Source organism: Acidobacteriota bacterium, assembly GCA_019347945.1.
Classification (GTDB): Bacteria; Acidobacteriota; Thermoanaerobaculia; order Gp7-AA8; family JAHWKK01; genus JAHWKK01.
Genome location: JAHWKK010000018.1, coordinates 56,584 through 74,767, shown reverse-complemented (window position 1 = coordinate 74,767; position 18,184 = coordinate 56,584). Strand labels below are relative to the sequence as shown.

13 protein-coding genes and 1 tRNA gene are annotated in these 18,184 nt (G+C 61.0%); 7 read left to right on the top strand and 7 right to left on the bottom strand.

Annotated features, from left to right (window positions below; all coding sequences use genetic code 11):
• The coding region (locus KY459_12055; protein ID MBW3565450.1) for a hypothetical protein at window positions 1-264 on the bottom strand (264 nt) is incomplete at its 3' end.
• Between the two features lie 175 nt (window positions 265-439).
• On the opposite strand from KY459_12055, the gene KY459_12050 reads away from it, so the two are divergent.
• Window positions 440-516: transfer RNA gene (locus tag KY459_12050), tRNA-Arg, on the top strand.
• A gap of 879 nt (window positions 517-1,395) precedes the next feature.
• Window positions 1,396-1,797: a response regulator gene (locus tag KY459_12045; GenBank protein ID MBW3565449.1), complete on the top strand. Its 402-nt coding sequence runs from the start codon at window positions 1,396-1,398 to the stop codon at window positions 1,795-1,797.
• Between the two features lie 359 nt (window positions 1,798-2,156).
• Here the strand turns inward: KY459_12045 and KY459_12040 are convergent, their stop codons facing one another.
• Window positions 2,157-3,098 carry a ribose-phosphate pyrophosphokinase gene (locus tag KY459_12040; protein MBW3565448.1) on the bottom strand — a complete coding sequence of 314 codons (942 nt, stop codon included), beginning with the start codon at window positions 3,096-3,098 and terminating at the stop codon, window positions 2,157-2,159.
• A 210-nt stretch (window positions 3,099-3,308) separates the two neighbouring features.
• Window positions 3,309-5,948, bottom strand: coding sequence for a protein kinase (locus KY459_12035; protein MBW3565447.1), 2,640 nt, complete (start codon window positions 5,946-5,948; stop codon window positions 3,309-3,311).
• Between the two features lie 549 nt (window positions 5,949-6,497).
• Here KY459_12035 and KY459_12030 point away from each other — a divergent pair.
• Window positions 6,498-8,861 (top strand): PAS domain S-box protein, encoded by a 2,364-nt coding sequence (locus KY459_12030; protein ID MBW3565446.1) that lies wholly within the window; start codon window positions 6,498-6,500, stop codon window positions 8,859-8,861.
• 606 nt (window positions 8,862-9,467) lie between these two features.
• Here the strand turns inward: KY459_12030 and KY459_12025 are convergent.
• From KY459_12025 to KY459_12010, 4 genes are all read right to left on the bottom strand, one after another.
• Complete coding sequence (locus KY459_12025; protein ID MBW3565445.1) at window positions 9,468-9,923, bottom strand: PIN domain-containing protein; 456 nt, start codon at window positions 9,921-9,923, stop codon at window positions 9,468-9,470.
• Window positions 9,920-10,159 carry a CopG family transcriptional regulator gene (locus KY459_12020; protein ID MBW3565444.1) on the bottom strand — a complete coding sequence of 80 codons (240 nt, stop codon included), beginning with the start codon at window positions 10,157-10,159 and terminating at the stop codon, window positions 9,920-9,922. Before KY459_12020 ends, KY459_12025 begins: the two co-directional genes overlap by 4 nt.
• Window positions 10,160-10,670: 511 nt before the next feature.
• Window positions 10,671-12,458, bottom strand: coding sequence for an SEC-C domain-containing protein (locus KY459_12015; GenBank protein ID MBW3565443.1), 1,788 nt, complete (start codon window positions 12,456-12,458; stop codon window positions 10,671-10,673).
• A gap of 33 nt (window positions 12,459-12,491) precedes the next feature.
• The gene (locus KY459_12010; GenBank protein ID MBW3565442.1) at window positions 12,492-12,902 is read right to left on the bottom strand and encodes a hypothetical protein; all 411 of its coding nucleotides are present in this window, start codon (window positions 12,900-12,902) and stop codon (window positions 12,492-12,494) included.
• An 880-nt stretch (window positions 12,903-13,782) separates the two neighbouring features.
• On the opposite strand from KY459_12010, the gene KY459_12005 reads away from it, so the two are divergent.
• The 4 genes from KY459_12005 (at window position 13,783) to KY459_11990 (ending at window position 18,164) form a co-directional block, all read left to right on the top strand.
• Complete coding sequence (locus KY459_12005) at window positions 13,783-14,586, top strand: type I restriction enzyme HsdR N-terminal domain-containing protein (GenBank protein ID MBW3565441.1); 804 nt, start codon at window positions 13,783-13,785, stop codon at window positions 14,584-14,586.
• A gap of 540 nt (window positions 14,587-15,126) precedes the next feature.
• Window positions 15,127-15,297 carry a winged helix-turn-helix domain-containing protein gene (locus KY459_12000; protein ID MBW3565440.1) on the top strand — a complete coding sequence of 57 codons (171 nt, stop codon included), beginning with the start codon at window positions 15,127-15,129 and terminating at the stop codon, window positions 15,295-15,297.
• A gap of 772 nt (window positions 15,298-16,069) precedes the next feature.
• Window positions 16,070-17,473: a hypothetical protein gene (locus KY459_11995; GenBank protein MBW3565439.1), complete on the top strand. Its 1,404-nt coding sequence runs from the start codon at window positions 16,070-16,072 to the stop codon at window positions 17,471-17,473.
• A gap of 445 nt (window positions 17,474-17,918) precedes the next feature.
• Entirely contained in the window at window positions 17,919-18,164 is a 246-nt protein-coding gene (locus tag KY459_11990; protein MBW3565438.1) for a hypothetical protein, read from the top strand.
• Window positions 18,165-18,184: the final 20 nt, after the last annotated feature.

Sequence of the window (18,184 nt, the reverse complement as noted above, 5' to 3'; positions counted from 1 at the left end):
ATCCGAAGATCCGTTCGGTGCTGCCTTGGTCTCCTGTGCGAACCAGGCCGCGGCTTTTTTTAGAATCTCCCGCTCTTCCTTGAGCCGCCGGTTCTCCCGGCGCAGTCGATCCAGTTCCTGGTGCTCTGTTCTCGTCAGACCATCATCCTGACGACCTTCCTCGATGTCTGCCTTCTCGACCCAGTTGCGGATCGCCTGACCCGACGGTTCGAACTCCCTTGATAGCTCCTCAGGGGTTCGACCGTTGCGCACCAGCTCAACCATTTGTCGGCGAAACTCCTCTGAGTACGCCTTCCGATATCTCGACATCTCGTGGACCTCCTTGTTCCATCTTTAGGTGTCCACGAAACCGGGTCAACTCCAGCAGCCCTCGTTCTCCGGCTGAAAACTTTGCAATACAATCGGTACCCACCGGGTTGAGTCCCCTTGCTGCATCAAAGCGCCCGTAGCTCAGCTGGATAGAGCGTCGGTCTCCGGAACCGAAGGTCACAGGTTCGAATCCTGTCGGGCGCACCAACCCCCCCTGTAGCGCCGGTTTTCAACCGGCCGTATCGCCCTCCCGGTGGAATGTTGCATCGCGCAAGCTCGCCCCGCATCCCGCATCTCCCATACCGGCAACCGGCAATTGGCAACTGGCCCCCGTGTGCAGCTAGGTTGATGGTTGCCACTGTTGTCCAGGTTGATTGTTACCACTCTGTCGCCCGCTGAAGCGGGCTCAAACACTGAATTTGGGAAGGTTCTGTCCCCCGGCTGAAGCCGGGGGCTAAGATCTGTCGCCCGCTGGCGCGGGCTGACCCGATCGCTCACACCAAACGCGCGAAATAGTCAGGGCAGAAAGGAGAGACGATCACCCGCCAGTCCTTTTCCACGTTCCCACAGGTCCTGCCGCCACCTCAGGGTGGTAAACAATCAACCTGGACAAGAGTGGCAACCATCAACCTGGTTGCACACGGTTGCCGGCGAGGGATGGTCTCGCATCCACCAGGGCGTGTCGAACCCGCATCGCGGGCGAAAGAACCAACGCCAAGCGCTAACCGTTGCCGGGCGAAAGAACCGACGCCAAGCGCTAACCGTTGCAGGCTCGCGCAAAACAGACATATCGACAAAGCCGCCGAAGGCGGCGACAGTTCTTAGCCCCCGGCTTCAGCCGGGGGACAGAAGCTTTCCCAAAATCAGTGTCGAGCCCGCTTCAGCGGGCGACACAGTGGTAACAATCAACCTATACATATCTGGTCACAATCTACCTAGGTCGTACTCCGGAAACCGGAAACCGGAAACTGGCAACTGGCAACTGGCCACCGGCAACTGGCCACCGGCAACTGCCCCTCGGCAACCGCCTTGCACATCCATCGTTCGCGATCAGCCCGGAAAGGTGCGATAATCACAACGGTGTACATGAACAGGTCGAGGCGAACGTACAGGAAGCTCCTCGTCATCGACGACGACTCCCGGCTTCTCGCCTCCTACCAGGACCTGCTCGTCCCCTACGGCTTCGAAGTCCTGACCGCTGAAAACGGAAAGCGTGCCTGCAGCGTCGTCGAGGAGAACCCCGACATCACGCTCGTCATCCTCGACATCGTCATGCCCGAGATGGACGGCCGCGAATGGCTTCGCTGGCTTCGATCCCGGCAGGTCGAGCTGCCGGTCATCGTGATCACCGGCCACTCCTTCGACCCCAGCGAGGCTGCCGTCCGGCCCGCCGCGGTGCTCGAAAAGCCGTTTCACGTCGCCGAGCTCCTCGATCTCGTCGGCCTCTTCTGCGGCCTGAGCGTGATGAGCAGCCTGCGATCCGTGTGAAAGCAGGATCCAGGATTCAGGATTCAGGATCCAGGAAAGCAGGAGTCAGGATCCAGGATTCAGGTAGAGGTTGGACGGGGGCTCGTGAGTCAACGTGGAGAGTCGATGAAAGGGTGGTTCGCGATCCGCCGCCCAGATTCTTCGCCCGCGCTGCGCCGGGCTCAGAATGACGAGTGTTGTGTTTGCGCGAAGCGACGATCCTGAACGAATGCTTGTTCTCGCGAAATCCAAACATTCGTCATCCTGAGGCGCCGAAGGACGGCGAAGGATCTGGGGGCGGCTCGTGATCAAACGTTTCGCGCCCGAAGGACCTCGAATCCTGTCTCCTGGATCCTGTCTCCTGACTCCTGGCTCCTGCCTCACCTGAACAGTGACGACACCGAGTCTTCCCGGTGGATCCGTTTGACGGCCTCGGCGAGGAGGTTGCCGACCGAGAGAGTCACGAGCTTGGGGCAGTCGGCTTCTTTCTCGGATGTCGGGATCGTGTTGGTCACGATGACCGAGCTCAGCGCGGAGCCGTTGATCCGCTGGATGGCGGGACCGGACAGGACGGCGTGCGTGCACGCGGCCGAGACGGACTTCGCCCCCTGATTCGCGAGCACCTTCGCGGTCTCGATGAGCGTTCCCGCAGTATCGATGATGTCGTCGACGATGACGACATTGCGTCCGTCGACGTCACCGATGATGTGCATCACCTCGGCTTTGTTCTTCTCGACGCGGCGTTTGTCGACGATGGCGAGTGTGGCGGAGAGGCGTTTGGCGTAGGCGCGGGCGCGCTCGACGCCGCCCGCATCGGGTGAGACGATCGTGAGGTCCTCGAGCCCCTGGTCCTTGAGGTACTTGATCATGACCGGCGCGGCGAAGAGGTGATCGACGGGGATGTCGAAGAAGCCCTGAATCTGCGGCGCGTGGAGATCCATCGTGAGGACGCGCGAGGCCCCGGCTGCCTGGAGAAGGTCGGCGACGAGCTTGGACGTGATCGGTACGCGGGGTTTGTCCTTCCGGTCCTGGCGCGCGTATCCGTAGTAGGGGAGAACGGCCGTCACGCGACTCGCCGACGAGCGCTTGAAGGCGTCGAGCATGATGAGCATTTCGGTCAGGTTGTCGTTGACCGGAGCGCAGGTGGGCTGGAGGATGAAGACGTCCGCGCCGCGCACGTTCTCGTCGATCTGGGCGTAGTTCTCGCCGTCGGAAAAGTTGTAGAGGGTGACCTTTCCCGGCTCCTCTCCGAGGATCTCGCAGATCTCGTAGCCGAGCTGAGGATGGGCGCGTCCAAAGAATACTTTGAGAATAGGGGGCATGCCGGGGGTCGCCGTTCCGGGGGCGCATTATAGTAGAAGGTTGGAGGTTGGAGGTTTGAGGTTGGAAAGAAGAGTGAAGAGTGAAGAGTGAAGAGTGAAGAAGAGACGCCGCGGTAGCCTCTCGACACTCTCACCCTCGAGTCACGAGCCTGTCTCCTGAATCCTGTCTCCTGGATCCTGAATCCTGGCTCCTGTCTCTTTTTTCACTCTTCACTCTTCACTCTTCATCATCTTCCTCACAACCAGCGTCAGCGGCGGGATGCTCGTGGTTCCCGCGCGATTCAGCACGAAGCGCTGACCGTCCGGGGTGACGTCGTACTGTCGCACAGGGTGCGATCGCACGCCCGCGTCGAAGAGCGCCACCGGAGAACCGGCGAACATCTGCTCGTTCGGGTCGACCGGGATCGACATCATCCTTCGGTCCGGCGCGATGTAGAAGATCTCCCGTCCGTCGGCGCGCCACGACGGCATGATGCCTCCGCCGTCGGTGATCCGCCACTTCCGTTCCGAGTCGGGAAACCCTCGTACATAGATCTCGTTCCGTCCCGATTCATCCGACTGGTAGACGATCCATCGTCCGTCGGGCGAGAGCTCGGCACCGCGCTCGTTGAACGGCGTTGCGAGCCACGGCTTCGTCGTTCCCTCCGCGACCGAATGGAGCCAGATGTCGGAGAGCGTGCCGGTGAGGACGTCGAAGAGGATCCGGTTGCCGTCGCTCGAAACGTGCGTCAGCCGCTTCTCCGCCGGCGACGCGAAGAGCGTTTCGACCTCTCCCGTCCCTCCCGCGCTCGTACGCTCGATGTAGCTCGCCCCCTGGACCCCGCGATGAAAGTAGAGATGGCGATCGTCGGGCGACCATGCGGGCGCCGACTCGTTCTCCTGTTGAAACGTGATCCGGGTCGGGACGTTGCGGTCGAGATCGTAGACCCAGATGTCACCCTGTCCGCTGATCGGGTTCGAGCGGTCGACCGCGAGGCGGCGGCCGTCGCGCGAGAGCTTCGGCGAGAAGAAGAGGTCCATCCCGGTGATCGCCTCCAGCTCGTTTCCCTCCCGGTCGGCCCAGACGAGCTGCGAATTGACGAAGCCGATTCCACGCTGTGCGAGGACGGTTCCGTCGCGGGCGACCGAGAAGAGCGCCGATATCCGTTCCGAAAGCGCGACCCCGTCGAGGACACGCATCACTGAGCCGGAGACGGTCGCGCTGTCCTCGTCGAATTTCTGCATGACGAGCGCGCCGTCGCGGCTGTAGAAGAGATGCCCGTCGGCGACCGCCATGCTCGAGGAGACGTCGGAGACGGTCTCGCGCATCTCCTCGTCGTCGAGCGAACCGAGGTGGATGCCGCTTCCCGTTCCGGGATTCGCCATGCCGACGTAGAGGAATCGTTCCCCGTCGGGAAGGAAGGCCGGCCAGCGATGCGCGGTCTCGCCCGGCGCGAGACGGGTAGCCGGCACCGGATCGCCTCCGGTCGCGTCGACTTTCATCAGCGGACCTTCGATCGTCGGTGCGAAGACGATCGTCCCGTCCGCCCCCCATGCGCCGCCTCGGCCGCCGGGCGCGGGCGCGATCATCTGCACCGGTCCCCCCGAGGCGCTTACGCGCTTGAGCTGGCCCGCGGCGAAGAAGGCGATCTCGCTCGAGTCGGGCGACCAGAACGGATACGCCGCGTCGCTCGTCCCCTCGATCCGGCGGAACGTCGACGATGCGAGCGGCCGGACCCAGAGCGAGCGCGAGCCCTGCATGTCGTCGAGCGCCGTGGCGATCATCGTGCCGTCGGGAGAGATCGCGAGCCCGCCGATCAGCGACAGCCGCGTCCCGGCGGGCATCTCGATCGATGATTCGATCACGTTCCGGGTCGCTGGTTCTTCGCGTATCAGCGCCCAGGTGATGGCGGCGGCGAGTGCGGCGGCGATGAGCGGGACGATCCAGCCGCGCGTCTTTCGTCCGCGGTCTGGCGGGGATTGAGAAAGGGTGACGTTCGCATCCTCGCCGGCTTCACTGATCCAAGCGAGCTCGGCTGCGATGTCGTGCGCGCTCTGCCACCGATCGTCCGGATCCTTCGCGAGGCATCGGGCGATGACGTGCTCGAGAACGGGAGGAGTGAGCGGCTGGAGCTCGCGAACCGGCCGCGGATCCTTGCCGACGATGGCGGCGATGAGGCTCGTGCGGGTGGCGCCCTGGAACGCGCGCTCGCCGGTCGCCATCTCGTAGAGGACGAGCCCGAGCGCGAAGATGTCGGTGCGGTGGTCGGTCTGCTCGCCGGCGATCTGTTCGGGCGCCATGTACTGCGGCGTCCCGATTAGCGTTCCCTCTTCGGTGAGTGGTTTGTGGGCGGTCTCGTCGTCGAGTGTCTCGTCGTCAGTGGTCGTGGCGAACGGGATCGATTTCGAGATGCCGAAGTCGAGGAGCTTCGCTCCGGAGCGGGTGAGCATGACGTTGCCCGGCTTGAGGTCGCGGTGCACCACCCCGGACCGGTGCGCACGGTCGAGCGCCTCGGAGATCTGCCGTCCGATCCGGAGGACCTCGGAGAGCGGCAGCGGCCCGCGTTTGAGCCGGTCCTCGAGCGATTCGCCTTCCAGCAGTTCCATGACGAGATAGGAATGCCCCTCGGAGCGCCCGACGTCGTGGAGCGTACAGATGTTCGGGTGGCTGAGCTGGGAGATCGTTCGCGCTTCGCGCTCGAAGCGGGCGGTGAGGTGGGGGTTGGCGGCGAAGTCGGGGGGAAGGAACTTGATGGCGACGTTGCGTCCGAGACGCGTGTCGGTGGCCTGCCAGACTTCACCCATACCGCCCGCGCCGATGCGGGAGGTGATTTCGTACGGACCGATGCGGCTGCCTGCGGAGATGGCCATCGAAAAATCGAGGCTCATTATGCCTGATGGTCATCTCGCGCCTCCGGCGCGATCTGGGTTGGAGGTTCGAGGTTGGAGGTTGGAGGAGTCAGAGACAGGATTCAGGATTCAGGAGCCAGGAGCCAGGGTTGAAGAGCGAAGCATTCGTCATTCTGAGCCCGGCGCAGCGCGGGCGAAGAATCTGGCCGGTGGTCGTGAGTCGTCCCTGCACTAACTCGCCACATTGACTCACGAGCCGCCACCAGATCCTTCGCCGTCCTTCGGCGGCTCAGGATGACGAATCAACGCTGACCTCGAATCTGGATCCTGAATCCTGAATCCTGTCTCCTGTCTCCTGTCTCCTGTCTCCTGGATCCTGTCCTCCAACCTCCAACCTCCACCAACCGTCTTCACATCGGAATTCGCCGCCAGCACGCCGGTTGTCACACACAGACGCCTGATACCAGCCCGTGGCGACAGGCACGCACGGAGAGATGCCATTCCGGCCGCTCTCGTTCGCGTTCCGCCATTGCCTTCATCCTCAGACGGAAACCCGGAAGGATGGGTAAAATGGCCAACCAACCGCCGACGCTGCCCGCCGCGGGTGCCGCGAACCTCCAGCTCTCACCCGAGATCTCCGAGCCGCGTTATCGCCGGCTCTTCGAGACCGCGCAAGACGCGATCCTGATTCTCGACGCGGATCGACAACCGGCGACGATCATGGATGCGAATCCCTTCGTCCTCGATCTGCTCGGATACACGCTCGACGAGCTCGTCGGCAAGGAACTGTGGCAGATTGGACTCTTTTCCGACAAGGCCGAAAGTCAGGTCGCGATGGAGCGTCTGAGAAAGACAGGCTACATCCGCTACCACGACATTCCTCTCGAGACCAAACAGGGCACGCCGGTCGAGGTCGAGCTCGTGAGCAACACGTACATGGTCGACGGACGGAATGTGATTCAGTGCACCATTCGCGTCATCACGGAACGCACCGAGGCGGCGATTGCGCTGGTCGCTTCAGAGGAGCGGTACCGGCGGCTTTTCGAGACCGCCCAGGATGCGATTCTCATCCTCGAGGAGAAGAGCGGCAAAATCGTCGACGCGAATCCTTTCGTCATTGACATGCTCGGCTATCCGCTCGATGAGCTGGTCGGCAAGGAACTGTGGGAGATCGGTCTCTTCTCGGACCAGGACGAGAGCCGGGCTGCGATGGAACGTCTGCAGGACACGGGATACATCCGTTACGAGGACATGCCGCTCGAAACGAAGCTCGGCAGACGGGTCGAAGTGGAGTTCGTGAGCAACTCCTACATGGTGGGAGAGCTCAAGGTCATCCAGTGCAACATCCGCGACATCACGGACAGGAAAAAGGCGGAGGAAGCCGCGCGTATCAGCGCGGAGCGTTTCCGCTTTCTCGCCGAGGCGGTGCCGCTGATGATTTTCACCGCGACGCCGGACGGCAACGTCGATTACGTGAACCGGCAGCTCATCGAGTTCACCGGATCGACGAGCAGGGAAGCGTGCTCGTCGGGCCCGATGAACTTCGCCCACGCGGACGAAGTGGAGGAGCACACCAGAAAGTGGGCTCATTCGATGGCGACCGGTGAGCCGTTCCAGCACGAGTGCCGCCTTCTCAGCGCAGCAGGCGTCTACCGTTGGTTCCTCACGCGTGCTTCGGCGCTGCGCGATGCCGGCGGAGCGATCACGCTCTGGATCGGCTCGAGCACCGACATCGAAGATCGCAAGAAGGTCGAAGAGAATCTGGTGCAGCAGTACCGGGAGTCGGAGGCGCTGAATCGCGCAAAAGACGAGTTTCTCGCGACGAGTTCCCATGAGCTGCGAACTCCGCTGACCTCGATCCTCGGGTGGTCCGAGCTTCTTCTCAGCGGTGATCTCGACGCGAAGACGCAGCTCGTCGCGATCGAGTCGATCCGTCAGTCTGCGCAGACGCAATCGCGTCTCATCGACGACATGCTGGACGTTTCGCGCCTGCTCACCGGGAAGCTCGAGCTGACGCGGGAGCTCGTGGAAGTCGCAGCGACTCTGCTCCTCACGATCCGTACGATCATGCCTGCCGCCGAGAACAAGAACATCCGGATCATCGAGGAGTCGTTCGCGCATGGTGCTCCTAGTGTTTACGGTGACCCCACGCGGCTTCAGCAGATCTTCTGGAACATTCTGTCGAATGCGGTGAAGTTCACTCCTCAGGGGGGTCTCATCAAGGTGAGGTTCTCGTCTGACGGGACCGATGTCGAGATCGCGATCAAGGACACGGGGGCGGGCATCAGCCCCGAGTTCCTACCGCGGGTTTTCGAGAGTCTGAGCCAGGGAGGCGGAAGCAGCACACGGCAGTACGGTGGCCTCGGGCTCGGCCTCTCGATTGTGAAGCAACTGGTCGAGATGCACGGCGGCACGGTGCGCGCGGAGAGCGAGGGACTGGGGAAGGGCTCGACCTTCACGGTGACGCTGCCGGCTCGCGGCGTCGCCGCGACTCGAATTTCGCGGATGATGCCGATCGGAGCCGCGGATGAGCCGCCGGTTCAGGCGAAAATCCGGCTGCCTGGCGTGAAGGCACTGATGGTGGACGACGCGCTCGAGATGCGGACGATGGTTGCCACGGTTCTGCGGGGAGCGGGAGCAACGGTCGTGACGGCGAGCAGCGCGGCGGAAGCCTTCGATCGCCTGACGGAGCTGACGTTCGATGTGCTCGTCAGTGACATCGCCATGCCCGCCGAGGACGGGCACGCGCTGGTGCGTCGCCTTCGGGCGCGGAGCGGCGAGCGGGGAAGGATTCCGGCCGTTGCGCTGACCGCGTTTGGTGGACCTCTCGAGCGCGAGCTCGCCCTCGAGGCGGGGTTCAATGACTACGTGAGAAAGCCGTTCACGCCTCACGAGCTGCTGCGCGCGATTGCCGGTCTCGTGGGCGCGCCGTAGCGCGACTCGCGCCTCCGGCCGCTCGAAGTTGGAGGTTGGAGGTTTGAGGTTGGAGGTCAGCGTTGATTCGTCATCCTGAGCCGCCGAAGGACGGCGAAGGATGGCGGGGGCTCGTGATCAAGGGTGAGAGTATGGAGAGGTTTACCTTCGTGATGTCTCTTCTTTCACTCCTCACTCTTCTCCACAACCCCGCCCGGATTCTTCGCCCGCGCTGCGCCGGGCTCAGAATGACGAGTGTTGTGTTTGCGCGAAGCGACGATCATGAACGAATGTCTACTCTCGCGAAACCCGGACATTCGTCATCCTGGAGCCGCCGAAGGACGGCGAAGGACCTGGGGGCGGCTCGTGATCAAGGGTGAGAGTATGGAGAGGTTTGCCTTCGTGATGTCTCTTCTTTCACTCTTCTCCACAACCCCCGCCCAGATTCTTCGCCCGTGCTGCGCCGGGCTCAGAATGACGAGTGTTGTGTTTGCGCGAAGCGACGATCGTGAACGAATGTCTACTCTCGCGAAACCCGGACATTCGTCATCCTGGAGCCGCCGAAGGACGGCGAAGGACCTGGGGGCGGCTCGTGATCAACGTTTCGCACCCTCGTCCCTCAAATCCTCAAATCCTGTCTCCTGAATCCTGAATCCTGTCTCCTGGATCCTGTTCAACAAACGGGTTGACGACCGTCACTGACCCGAGCTCCATTCCGTTCTGCAGATCCTCCGAGAGAAGGATCGAGGATCCGGATCGTTGAGCTGCTGCCACGACCATCGAATCCCAAAAGGAGAGGTTCCACCGGTTCTCGATCTCGAGGCCTTTCGTGATGAGACTGAAGTCTTCGACGACCGGCTCCCAGGTCGCGAGTGATCGGACGATCCTGCCGGCGTCCTTGCGCGACATCGGCGTCGACACCTTCCGCGTCAGAACCGAGTACAGCTCGCGGAGGACCTGGACGCTGATTTTCCCGCTGCGTTCTTCCCACAGCTTCTCGAGCCAGCCAGTGGCGATTGCGTGCTTTCCGGGCTCTGTATCGTCGAAGCGATAGACGAGGATGTTGGTGTCGACGAACGTCACGAGCGGTCGCGGTCGTAGAGATCTTCCCGGGTGGGGAGTGGTTCGCCCGGTTCCCGCAGTGATCGCGCTTCGATCGCGAAGAAGTCTCTCCGCGCCGTCCCGTAACTCCGTTCGTTTTCCATCATTTGGCGGAGGATCTCACCGACGTATCGGGAGACACTGGAGTCGTGCTCGGCGGCGCGAACCCTGAGCCATTTTGCGACCTTCTCGTCGAGGACGATTGTTACGTTTTTCACGAAATCAGTATACCACGAACTTCGTGGTCAAGCGTCTCGCGCCTCCGGCGCTCGAAGTTGGAGGTTGGAGGAGACAGGGTCCAGGAGTCAGGATCCAGGAGTCAGGATCCAGGATCCAGGATTCAGGATGAGGTCAGCGTTGATTCGTCATCCTGAGCCGTTTGAACGGCACAATGCGACGGTGAAGCGGAAATGACACCTGTGAGTGCAGAAACAACCGCACTCGCATACTCAAACCGACGTCATCCTGAGCGGGCGGTCGGGCGGGCAGGCGAAGAGCCTGCCCTGAGGGGTGTTGGGTGGGGGAAACCGAAGGGACCTCGTAGGTTGGGACATCAGACCAAGCGAAGCGCTGCAAAGGGTCGAAGTCCAACAATTTCATGGTGGTTTCATCCTGAGCCGCCGAAGGACGGCCAAGGATCCGGTGGCGGCTCGTGATCAAGGGTGAGAGTATCGAGAGGTTACCTTCGCGGCGTCTCTTCTTTCACTCTTCACTCTTCACTCTTCTTCCTCACAGCCCCAGCTCTCCTCGAATCCGGCCGAAATCGAAGCGTTCCTCCTCGGGTCTCGTCGCTTCCATCTCTTCCATGATCGTCAGGAGCTCATCCACCTGTTTCCGGCCGTTCGACGTCGCGGCGGCCTCCCGGGGTGTCCGTCCTCCGAGGGCCGGCAGAGGCTCGTCGGCCCAGGTCCCGTAATGCTTTTCTTTGTACGCTCGGAGGAATGCGGGATCCGGCCCGACCACCGGGCCGGACGGATCAGGAGGAAGGATGCCGATATCCGCGAGCGCGTCGTTCTCGTCGCGGTGGGTGAAGTGAACCGTCTCGCCGCAGGCTTCTTCGATCCAGCGTCTCAGCGCATCCGCGCGCTTGTGGGAATTGGCTTCCGCGAGAACGGCAGTTTCCCTCACGAAGATCGTCCCGATCACGGTCGTGTCGCTGTCGGGATTCCCGGGGTGATCCGGGCGGAGGATGACGATGCGCGTTTCGCCGTCTTCGGAGACGGGCGGGACGGCGCCTTCGATCTCGCCGATTCGCCGTATGACCTCGTCCCGGTCCGCGGGATCGAACCAGAACGCATCGGTGATGAACAGAATCGGGTCTCCGTCGGTGTTCTGAAGGCGCGGGCGGCGTGCCGGGGGTGGCGCACCGAGGTGGCACTTCTTGTACTTCTTTCCGCTTCCGCAGGGGCACGGTTCGTTCCGCCCGACCGGTTCCGGAACGCGACGCGGTCCGGAAGAGCGGGTCAAAAGCCCGGACGGATGGTCGATGAGCGCGTCATCGTCATCGTCCTGCTCCTCGTCGAAGTCTTCGGGGGGCTCGAACGGAGCGGTGATCTTTGCGGTGAAGCCGGCGGAATCGGTTCGTCTCACCTCGACCCGGTCGGGATCGGGTTCGCGGAACAGTCGCGCGTGACGGCCGGCGAGATCGATCGCACCGGCCATCGCGAGCGAGACGATTCGGAGCTCGCGCTCGGACAGGGTCACTTCATGCCCCGCCATGTCGTAAGCCGAGACCACCGGAATCTTTCCTCGGGCGACGGGCCACCCGAACTGGTCGAGCTCTTCGAGAAGAGGAGGGGGGACGTTTCGTCTCGGCTGCAGCGACATGAGCAACATCCCCGGCGGCTCGGCCGGGTCGCATTCCTGGTCGCCCTGCTCGAACACTTCGTCATCCGACGAGAAGAGGGCGAACGCTTCGATTGAATCGAAGACGAAGATCGCCGGCGCGCCTGCGGCACCTCCGACTGAGAGAAGACTCTCCTGGGCGTCGAGCTGTTCGGAATCGAACCCGAGAATCTGGTGCGGCTGAATGACCTTCCACGGCTTTTTGCGGGCGAATGCAAGGGCGGTCTCGAAGAACTCGACGACAACGGGGAGCGGAATCGAGCCGTCTCCGAAGTAGCTCCAGTCCAGCGGTTCCGGATCTCGGCTGATCGCTGCGGCGAGCTCCGCGACGACGCGGTCGACCTCGGGGGTTGGAGCGACGACGATTTTTTTCGCGGCGCCGATTGCGCGTAGCGTGTCCGCCAGCTCCTCGGTGGCGACGCGGATCGTCTCGGGGCTACGAGGCTCTCCCTTTCCTGGACTCCACACGGCATCGTGGAACGACTGGCTGAAGGAGAGGGGGTGCTCGATGTCGATCGCGGTAAGACCGAGGATGAAGCCGGACGGGAGCTCGTACCAGACGATGACTTCCGGCTGTTCCCCTTCGAACATGACTTCGTCGGGGAAGGTCGTGCGACCGCCGACCCACTCGGTACCTTTCGCGACCGGCGGCAGGCTCTTCGCTCGTTTCATGACCGTCACGATAGATGCGCCGGACGAGCCAGGTCAAACCGGCGATCCGTCTCGCGCTCGGCGAGGAAATGCGGGGCGAGGGACGCGCTTCACCGGATCGCTGTGGGTGGCGTCGCAGACTCTCGAACCGGCAACCGGCCACCGGCCACCGGCAACCTGCCTCACCGGGAGGGCAAGGCGCCTGCCGAGCCGCCCCGTCTCGAGCTTGCGCAATGTCCCCCATCCCGCTTCCGACGAATCCCTCCTCTTCCCCCGCGTCTCGCATCCCGCGTCCCGAGCCCGTGTCCCGAATGGCGCGACGAAGCAGCCTTTCGCGAAGTCCGAGTCGAGCGCGGAGATCTCGTGTGGGGGAGCGACATCGATATTTCCGGTGATTCCTTGTATCTGGAGCTGACAGGCAAACGCCCGGAAGAGCTCTTTCCAGCATTGCAGCGAACGATACATGCCTGAGATCAGCCGGTTCTATGGCATCGTGATCAGGATGTTCTTCGACGATCATCTGCGCCGCCGTAGCGCCGGTTTTCAACAAGCATGTGCGATCCGCACAATGACGACTGATCTGTTTGCGTGCCGTGACGATCGTGCTCGAATGTCTACTCTCGCGAAAACTCACCCTTCGTCATCCTGGAGCCGCCGAAGGACGGCGAAGGATCTGGCGGCGGCTCGTGCTCAGACGTTTTGCGCTCGAGGACTCTCAAAATCCGAATCCTGAATCCTGCATCCTGGCTCCTGCATCCTGGCTCCTGTCTCCTCAACCTCATACCTCCAACCAATTCATCAATTAAAATGATCTGTTAATTAGTTAAAATACCCATTTCATCTCACACATGACCGGACGCCACCGCGTCGATCCCCCGGATCGCATCTCGAAATTCTCCCGCCATCGCTTCCCTCTCGTCACGCTTCACGCTCGGGGCCGAGCCGACGACTCGCCCGCTCATCCTTCGCACCTCGCACCGTAGCGCAGGCTTCCAGCCTGCCGTGTGGCGGGCTTCCAGCCCGCGCCCCGTTACGAACTCGCGCGATGCCTCGCCGCCAGCGGGAGGGCGAGGCGCCTGCCGAGCCGCCCCGTCACGAACTTGCGCACTGTCTCCTATCACTGGCATGGCTTCACCTTCGGCGAGCCGCGTTCCTCCAACCTCCAACCTCAAACCTCCAACCTTTCCCCACGCCGAGCCCCCTCACGAACTTGCGCGATGTCCCCGCTCCCACCACACCCGATGTACTACAATCTCGGCATTCACCAAGCGGAGACGGAGACCGGTTGAGGCGCCGGCTCTGATTCGCATTCAAAAAAGACCAACGCCTCGAGGGGAAGAGATCCATGGCAACCCTGACGAAATCCGTATCGAAGCGGCTGACCGATGGACTCAAGCGATTTCAGCCGATCCTGAGCGGCGCCCGGTCTCGCGACGTCAACGAGTCCGACACCTCGATGATCATTGCGGACATGCTCGCGGATGTGTTCGGCTTCGACAAGTACACCGAGATCACCCGTGAGCTCTGCATTCGCAACACCTATTGCGATCTGGCGATCCGGCTCGACGAAAAAGTCCAGATCATCATCGAGGTGAAGGCGATCGATACCACTCTCAAGGATTCGCACGTCAAGCAGGCGGTCGACTACGCTGCGAATCAGGGCGTCGAGTGGGTATCGCTGACGAACGGCGTGGAGTGGCAGGTCTACCGTGTGATCTTCGGGAAGCCGATCGACAAGGAGCTCGTGATCCAGCTCGACCTGCTCGAGATGAACAGCCGGTCTCAACAGGATCTCGAGAAACTCTTCCTCCTGACGAAGGAGAGCATGCAGAAGTCGGCGCTCGACGAGTACCACGACTTCCAGCAGGCGACGAACAAATATTTGCTCGGAGCGATCGTCCTGAGCGAGCCGGTTCTCTCGGTCATCCGCCGCGAGCTCCGCCGCTCATCTCCCGGCGTCCGCATCGAGACCGCCGAGATCCGCGACATGCTCGCCCAGGACGTCCTGAAGCGCGAAGTGCTCGAAGGCGACAAATCAGCCGAAGCGAAGAAAGCGGTGAAAAAGTCGGCGGATCGAAAGCTTCGATCGATCGATTCCACGGAGGGCGCGATCACAGGTCAGGCGGCTTCGAGGCCGACCGGGTCCTGAGCGCCGACAGACGCTACGCCGTCACGACTCTCGAAACCGACGAGCGGGATGGGCCGGAGCGGCTCTAAGCGTTCAATGTGTGGCCGCAGAATCTACATTTCTTCGCTTCGCGCATAATCTGTTCAGCACATTCCGGGCATGGAACGCGGTCGTCGCTCGTGCCGCGTGGGTGACTTTCAGCGTCTCGAATCCCGTCGCTGACTTGCTTCCGACCTCGGCCAGCAACTTGATCGAAGCCTTGTAGGACGACGACAGCGGCCGCGAGGATCCCGGCCAGGAGCAAAATGCAACCGATTCCTTCCAAACCTAGCCCCCTGAACGTTGAACTAAGGCGGTCAGATTATCACCTGCGAGATCTGAGCGAAATTCTTCGCCGTCCATGTAAAATCGGCCAGTTCCGAAAACTCGAGAGTACGAGACCAGAAAATGCCTGATGAGATGAATGAGAAGGCTTCGGCCCGGAATCCGACCGACAGCGGTTCCCTCAAAGATGCCGCTCTCCGCATCCTCTCCGAACGCGGGCCGATGCATTACTGAGATCTGACCGAGGCGATTCAGAAACCGGGGCTCGCGTCCTCAGAGTCACGGACTCCCCAGGCGACGATCAATGCGGTCATCTCGATGGACATCAAAAAGCACGGCCCGGCGAGCGCCTTCATTCCGCCGCGTCGAGGTGTTTTTGCGCTGAGACAGAACCACGCATCTTCATAAGAAGATAGCGCGAAGAACCAGGGCGCCGAGCTCGACTCCAAGGAGCGTGTCCGAATTCCTCTCTTTCCGAAGTCTTCGGAGCTCCGAGAGTTCATCAGAACGCCCGATGGCATGAGTCGACGGGAGTTACTTGGGTATGGCGTACCTGAACCCATGCGCCCCGCGTCCCTACCACCGATGCCCACACGCCTCGCACCGCCACCGTGAAAACCCCACGTCACCGGCCAGAGCAGGATCAGAGTACGGAAGAGGAGCGTGATCGCCTTGAGGCGCCGTCGCGTCCCGGTGGGCACGAATGATTCCGATCCGCATACGGGGCACGAGCTCTGACCATCACCGGTGATCGCATCGTCCTCGACGGGTACGCCGACGTCCGCGTCCGCGGAAGCCGTCCCCGTGCTCCATCGGGATGCAGAAAATTCTTGTCTGTGAAGTCCTCGATGTGCTATAAATTCCCCGTTCCCGTAGCAGACAACCGAAGCAAGGTAGCAGGTGGAGGACGCATGAGTCCGGTCGTCTTTCTGCGATCCGTTTCATATCGACGAGGAGTAGTGGTGTCCTCGCGGTGATGTCTTTTGTGCATCAAGGAAGCTTGAGTCGCTGAAGGCGAGAAGGAGACAGAATGAGAGTGTTCCTATTAGGTTGTGTTCTGGCCGTCCTCATGAGCTGCACTCACCAGCCAACCCCGAGAACAGACGACGGGAAGGGACTGACTAGAGCAGCCACAAGCTCCTCAGATCAAGGGCTTCAGTTGTACGAGCCTTTCGACTTCGTGGAGATCCGCGAGTACAAGGGAATCGTTGACGTCTCTCGCTTTTGGGAAGCCCAGTCGGCGGTCCAAGAAGGGTGGTGGGAGGACCAGCCGCTCCTGAGAGCAGACGATCAAAGCACGATTCTATTGAGGTTTAAGAACATTCCCGATACAGGCCCTTTCAGTAGAGGCAGCTATACGATACGAGCAGCGATCAATGATAGAGATGTCGAGGTTGAAGGGTATTCTGAGGTTGGAAAGCCCGTAAAGATGTTTGTGATGACACAACTCGACAGGCGAGAATTCGCCCGAGAATTTTCTCAACTGCAAGAACAGGTCAGTATTTGCATCGCTTCGGAAAACTGCGATGAAGCCGCGCTTCTACATGCAGCTACCTGGTTTCTCGTTGCTCCAAACGAGGGTGACATCGACAGGATTCGGCTCTTGTCGAACGTCACGTCTTCTTCAGCAAATCAGCTTACTCTGCATCTCGACCTTGTTCGGTCGCTGTTGAAGCAGCGCCAGGCTCTCTCACCAGAGTTCGGAGAAAAGCGGCGTAGGGATGCCCTAAATGAAGAACTCGCTGCTCTCGAACGACGTATTGACCATATGCTCAATTCGGCAGCGCAATATGCCCTGAGTGCCGTCGGCGACGCAGGAGCTTTTGCTAGAGATGCCGCCGAACTACTCCTGAGCAGAAAGGAAAGTGTTCAACGGTCATTGGATGAGGCAGCTGATGTCGACAGTCAGCTTGAGGAATTGGAAAAGAAGATCTCGCAGCAGTTAACATGGCTAGCGACGAATCTTAGACAGGAAAGTGCGCGATCATCAGTCAAAATGGACGAGATCCTCGAGAGCTTGCTTTTCGACGTTGCCGAGGGCCAGGTGTCCTTGGCCGAGCAAGGCGCGCGTCCCGGTGATATTGTGAAGATCTATCTCGTCCACGATCCCGGCCCACCGCTGTATGTCCAATCCAGCGCAGGAGCGACAGCACAGAAGCAATATACGATTGCACGAATTGAAGTTCAGGACTTTGACTGGCGTACAGACATTACCGACAGTTTTCTCCTTATCAAGAGGATTAACGACTCTGATTCAGACGATGAGGATCGTTCGTCGTCGAACTTCAAGGGCGCAGGTGGGGTATCGCTCTTCTTCAGTAAGGATGCGAGGCCTCACAAGGCGTGGCTTCTGCGGTCGCTGGACCCCTCCCTTGGCGTCAACCTGTCATACCTCGACTTTTCGAATGTCAAGGAAATTGAGCTCGGCGTCGCCGCCATCCTAGGTTTGTTTCGTAATCAGGTACAGATCGGCTACGGCCTGAATCTTAACGTTACAGAGGATCGCGACTACTTCTTCGTCGGGTTGAGCTTCGCGAAGATCAAGGAGAACATGGGAGGAACGAATAGGTCTGAAGGCGAGTGATTCGCCCATATTGGCCCGATTTGGTTCCAGCGCGAGTAAGGCGGTCTCCCTGAATCCTTCTAAAGTCAGTGTAGAATCGGCGATGTTCATCAACGAGCGGGGAGTTCAGTTGAGGTCGAGCCGATTCCACCAGACGAGTCATGACGGCATCCCGGAAGGGAACTCTCCGGAATGACAGGGCTACGTTGTCTAACGGAGCCGAACGCACCGTTTCGGGTACACTCCAACTCGATCACGATTCCCGAAATTCAGCGGCCCGCTGTCTGGAACCCAGCCGCGATCATTGATCCAGGAGAGATTCTGGGTTGGGTAGACAGGAAGCCACCGTCCATGAGCTCGTCGGCATGATTCGCCGCGGCGTTTCTTACAATAAGACACCAACCAGAAGCGGAAGTAGTTCTTTCCATCGGTCAGGGAGCGCTCGTGCGATTAAGGAGGATGTTTAATGGAAGAAAGCGTCGCATCTGCGGGATGTCTCGCGGTAACCATTGGTTCGTTGCTGGCGATCTTTGCGCTAGTTGCACTCGGCCGGATCTGGCTCTACGCGAAGGAACAGGTCGAGTTATTGACTCGAATCGAAGAACTAGTCAGAGCGAGCTCGGGATCGGCGGCGCGCGATCTGACGAAGCTCGAGGTGATGGAAGAGATCCGGGATCTTCTCCGGAGTTCGGGGAACAGCCCGAAGGCCTGAGATATCGCGCTGGTCCGCTC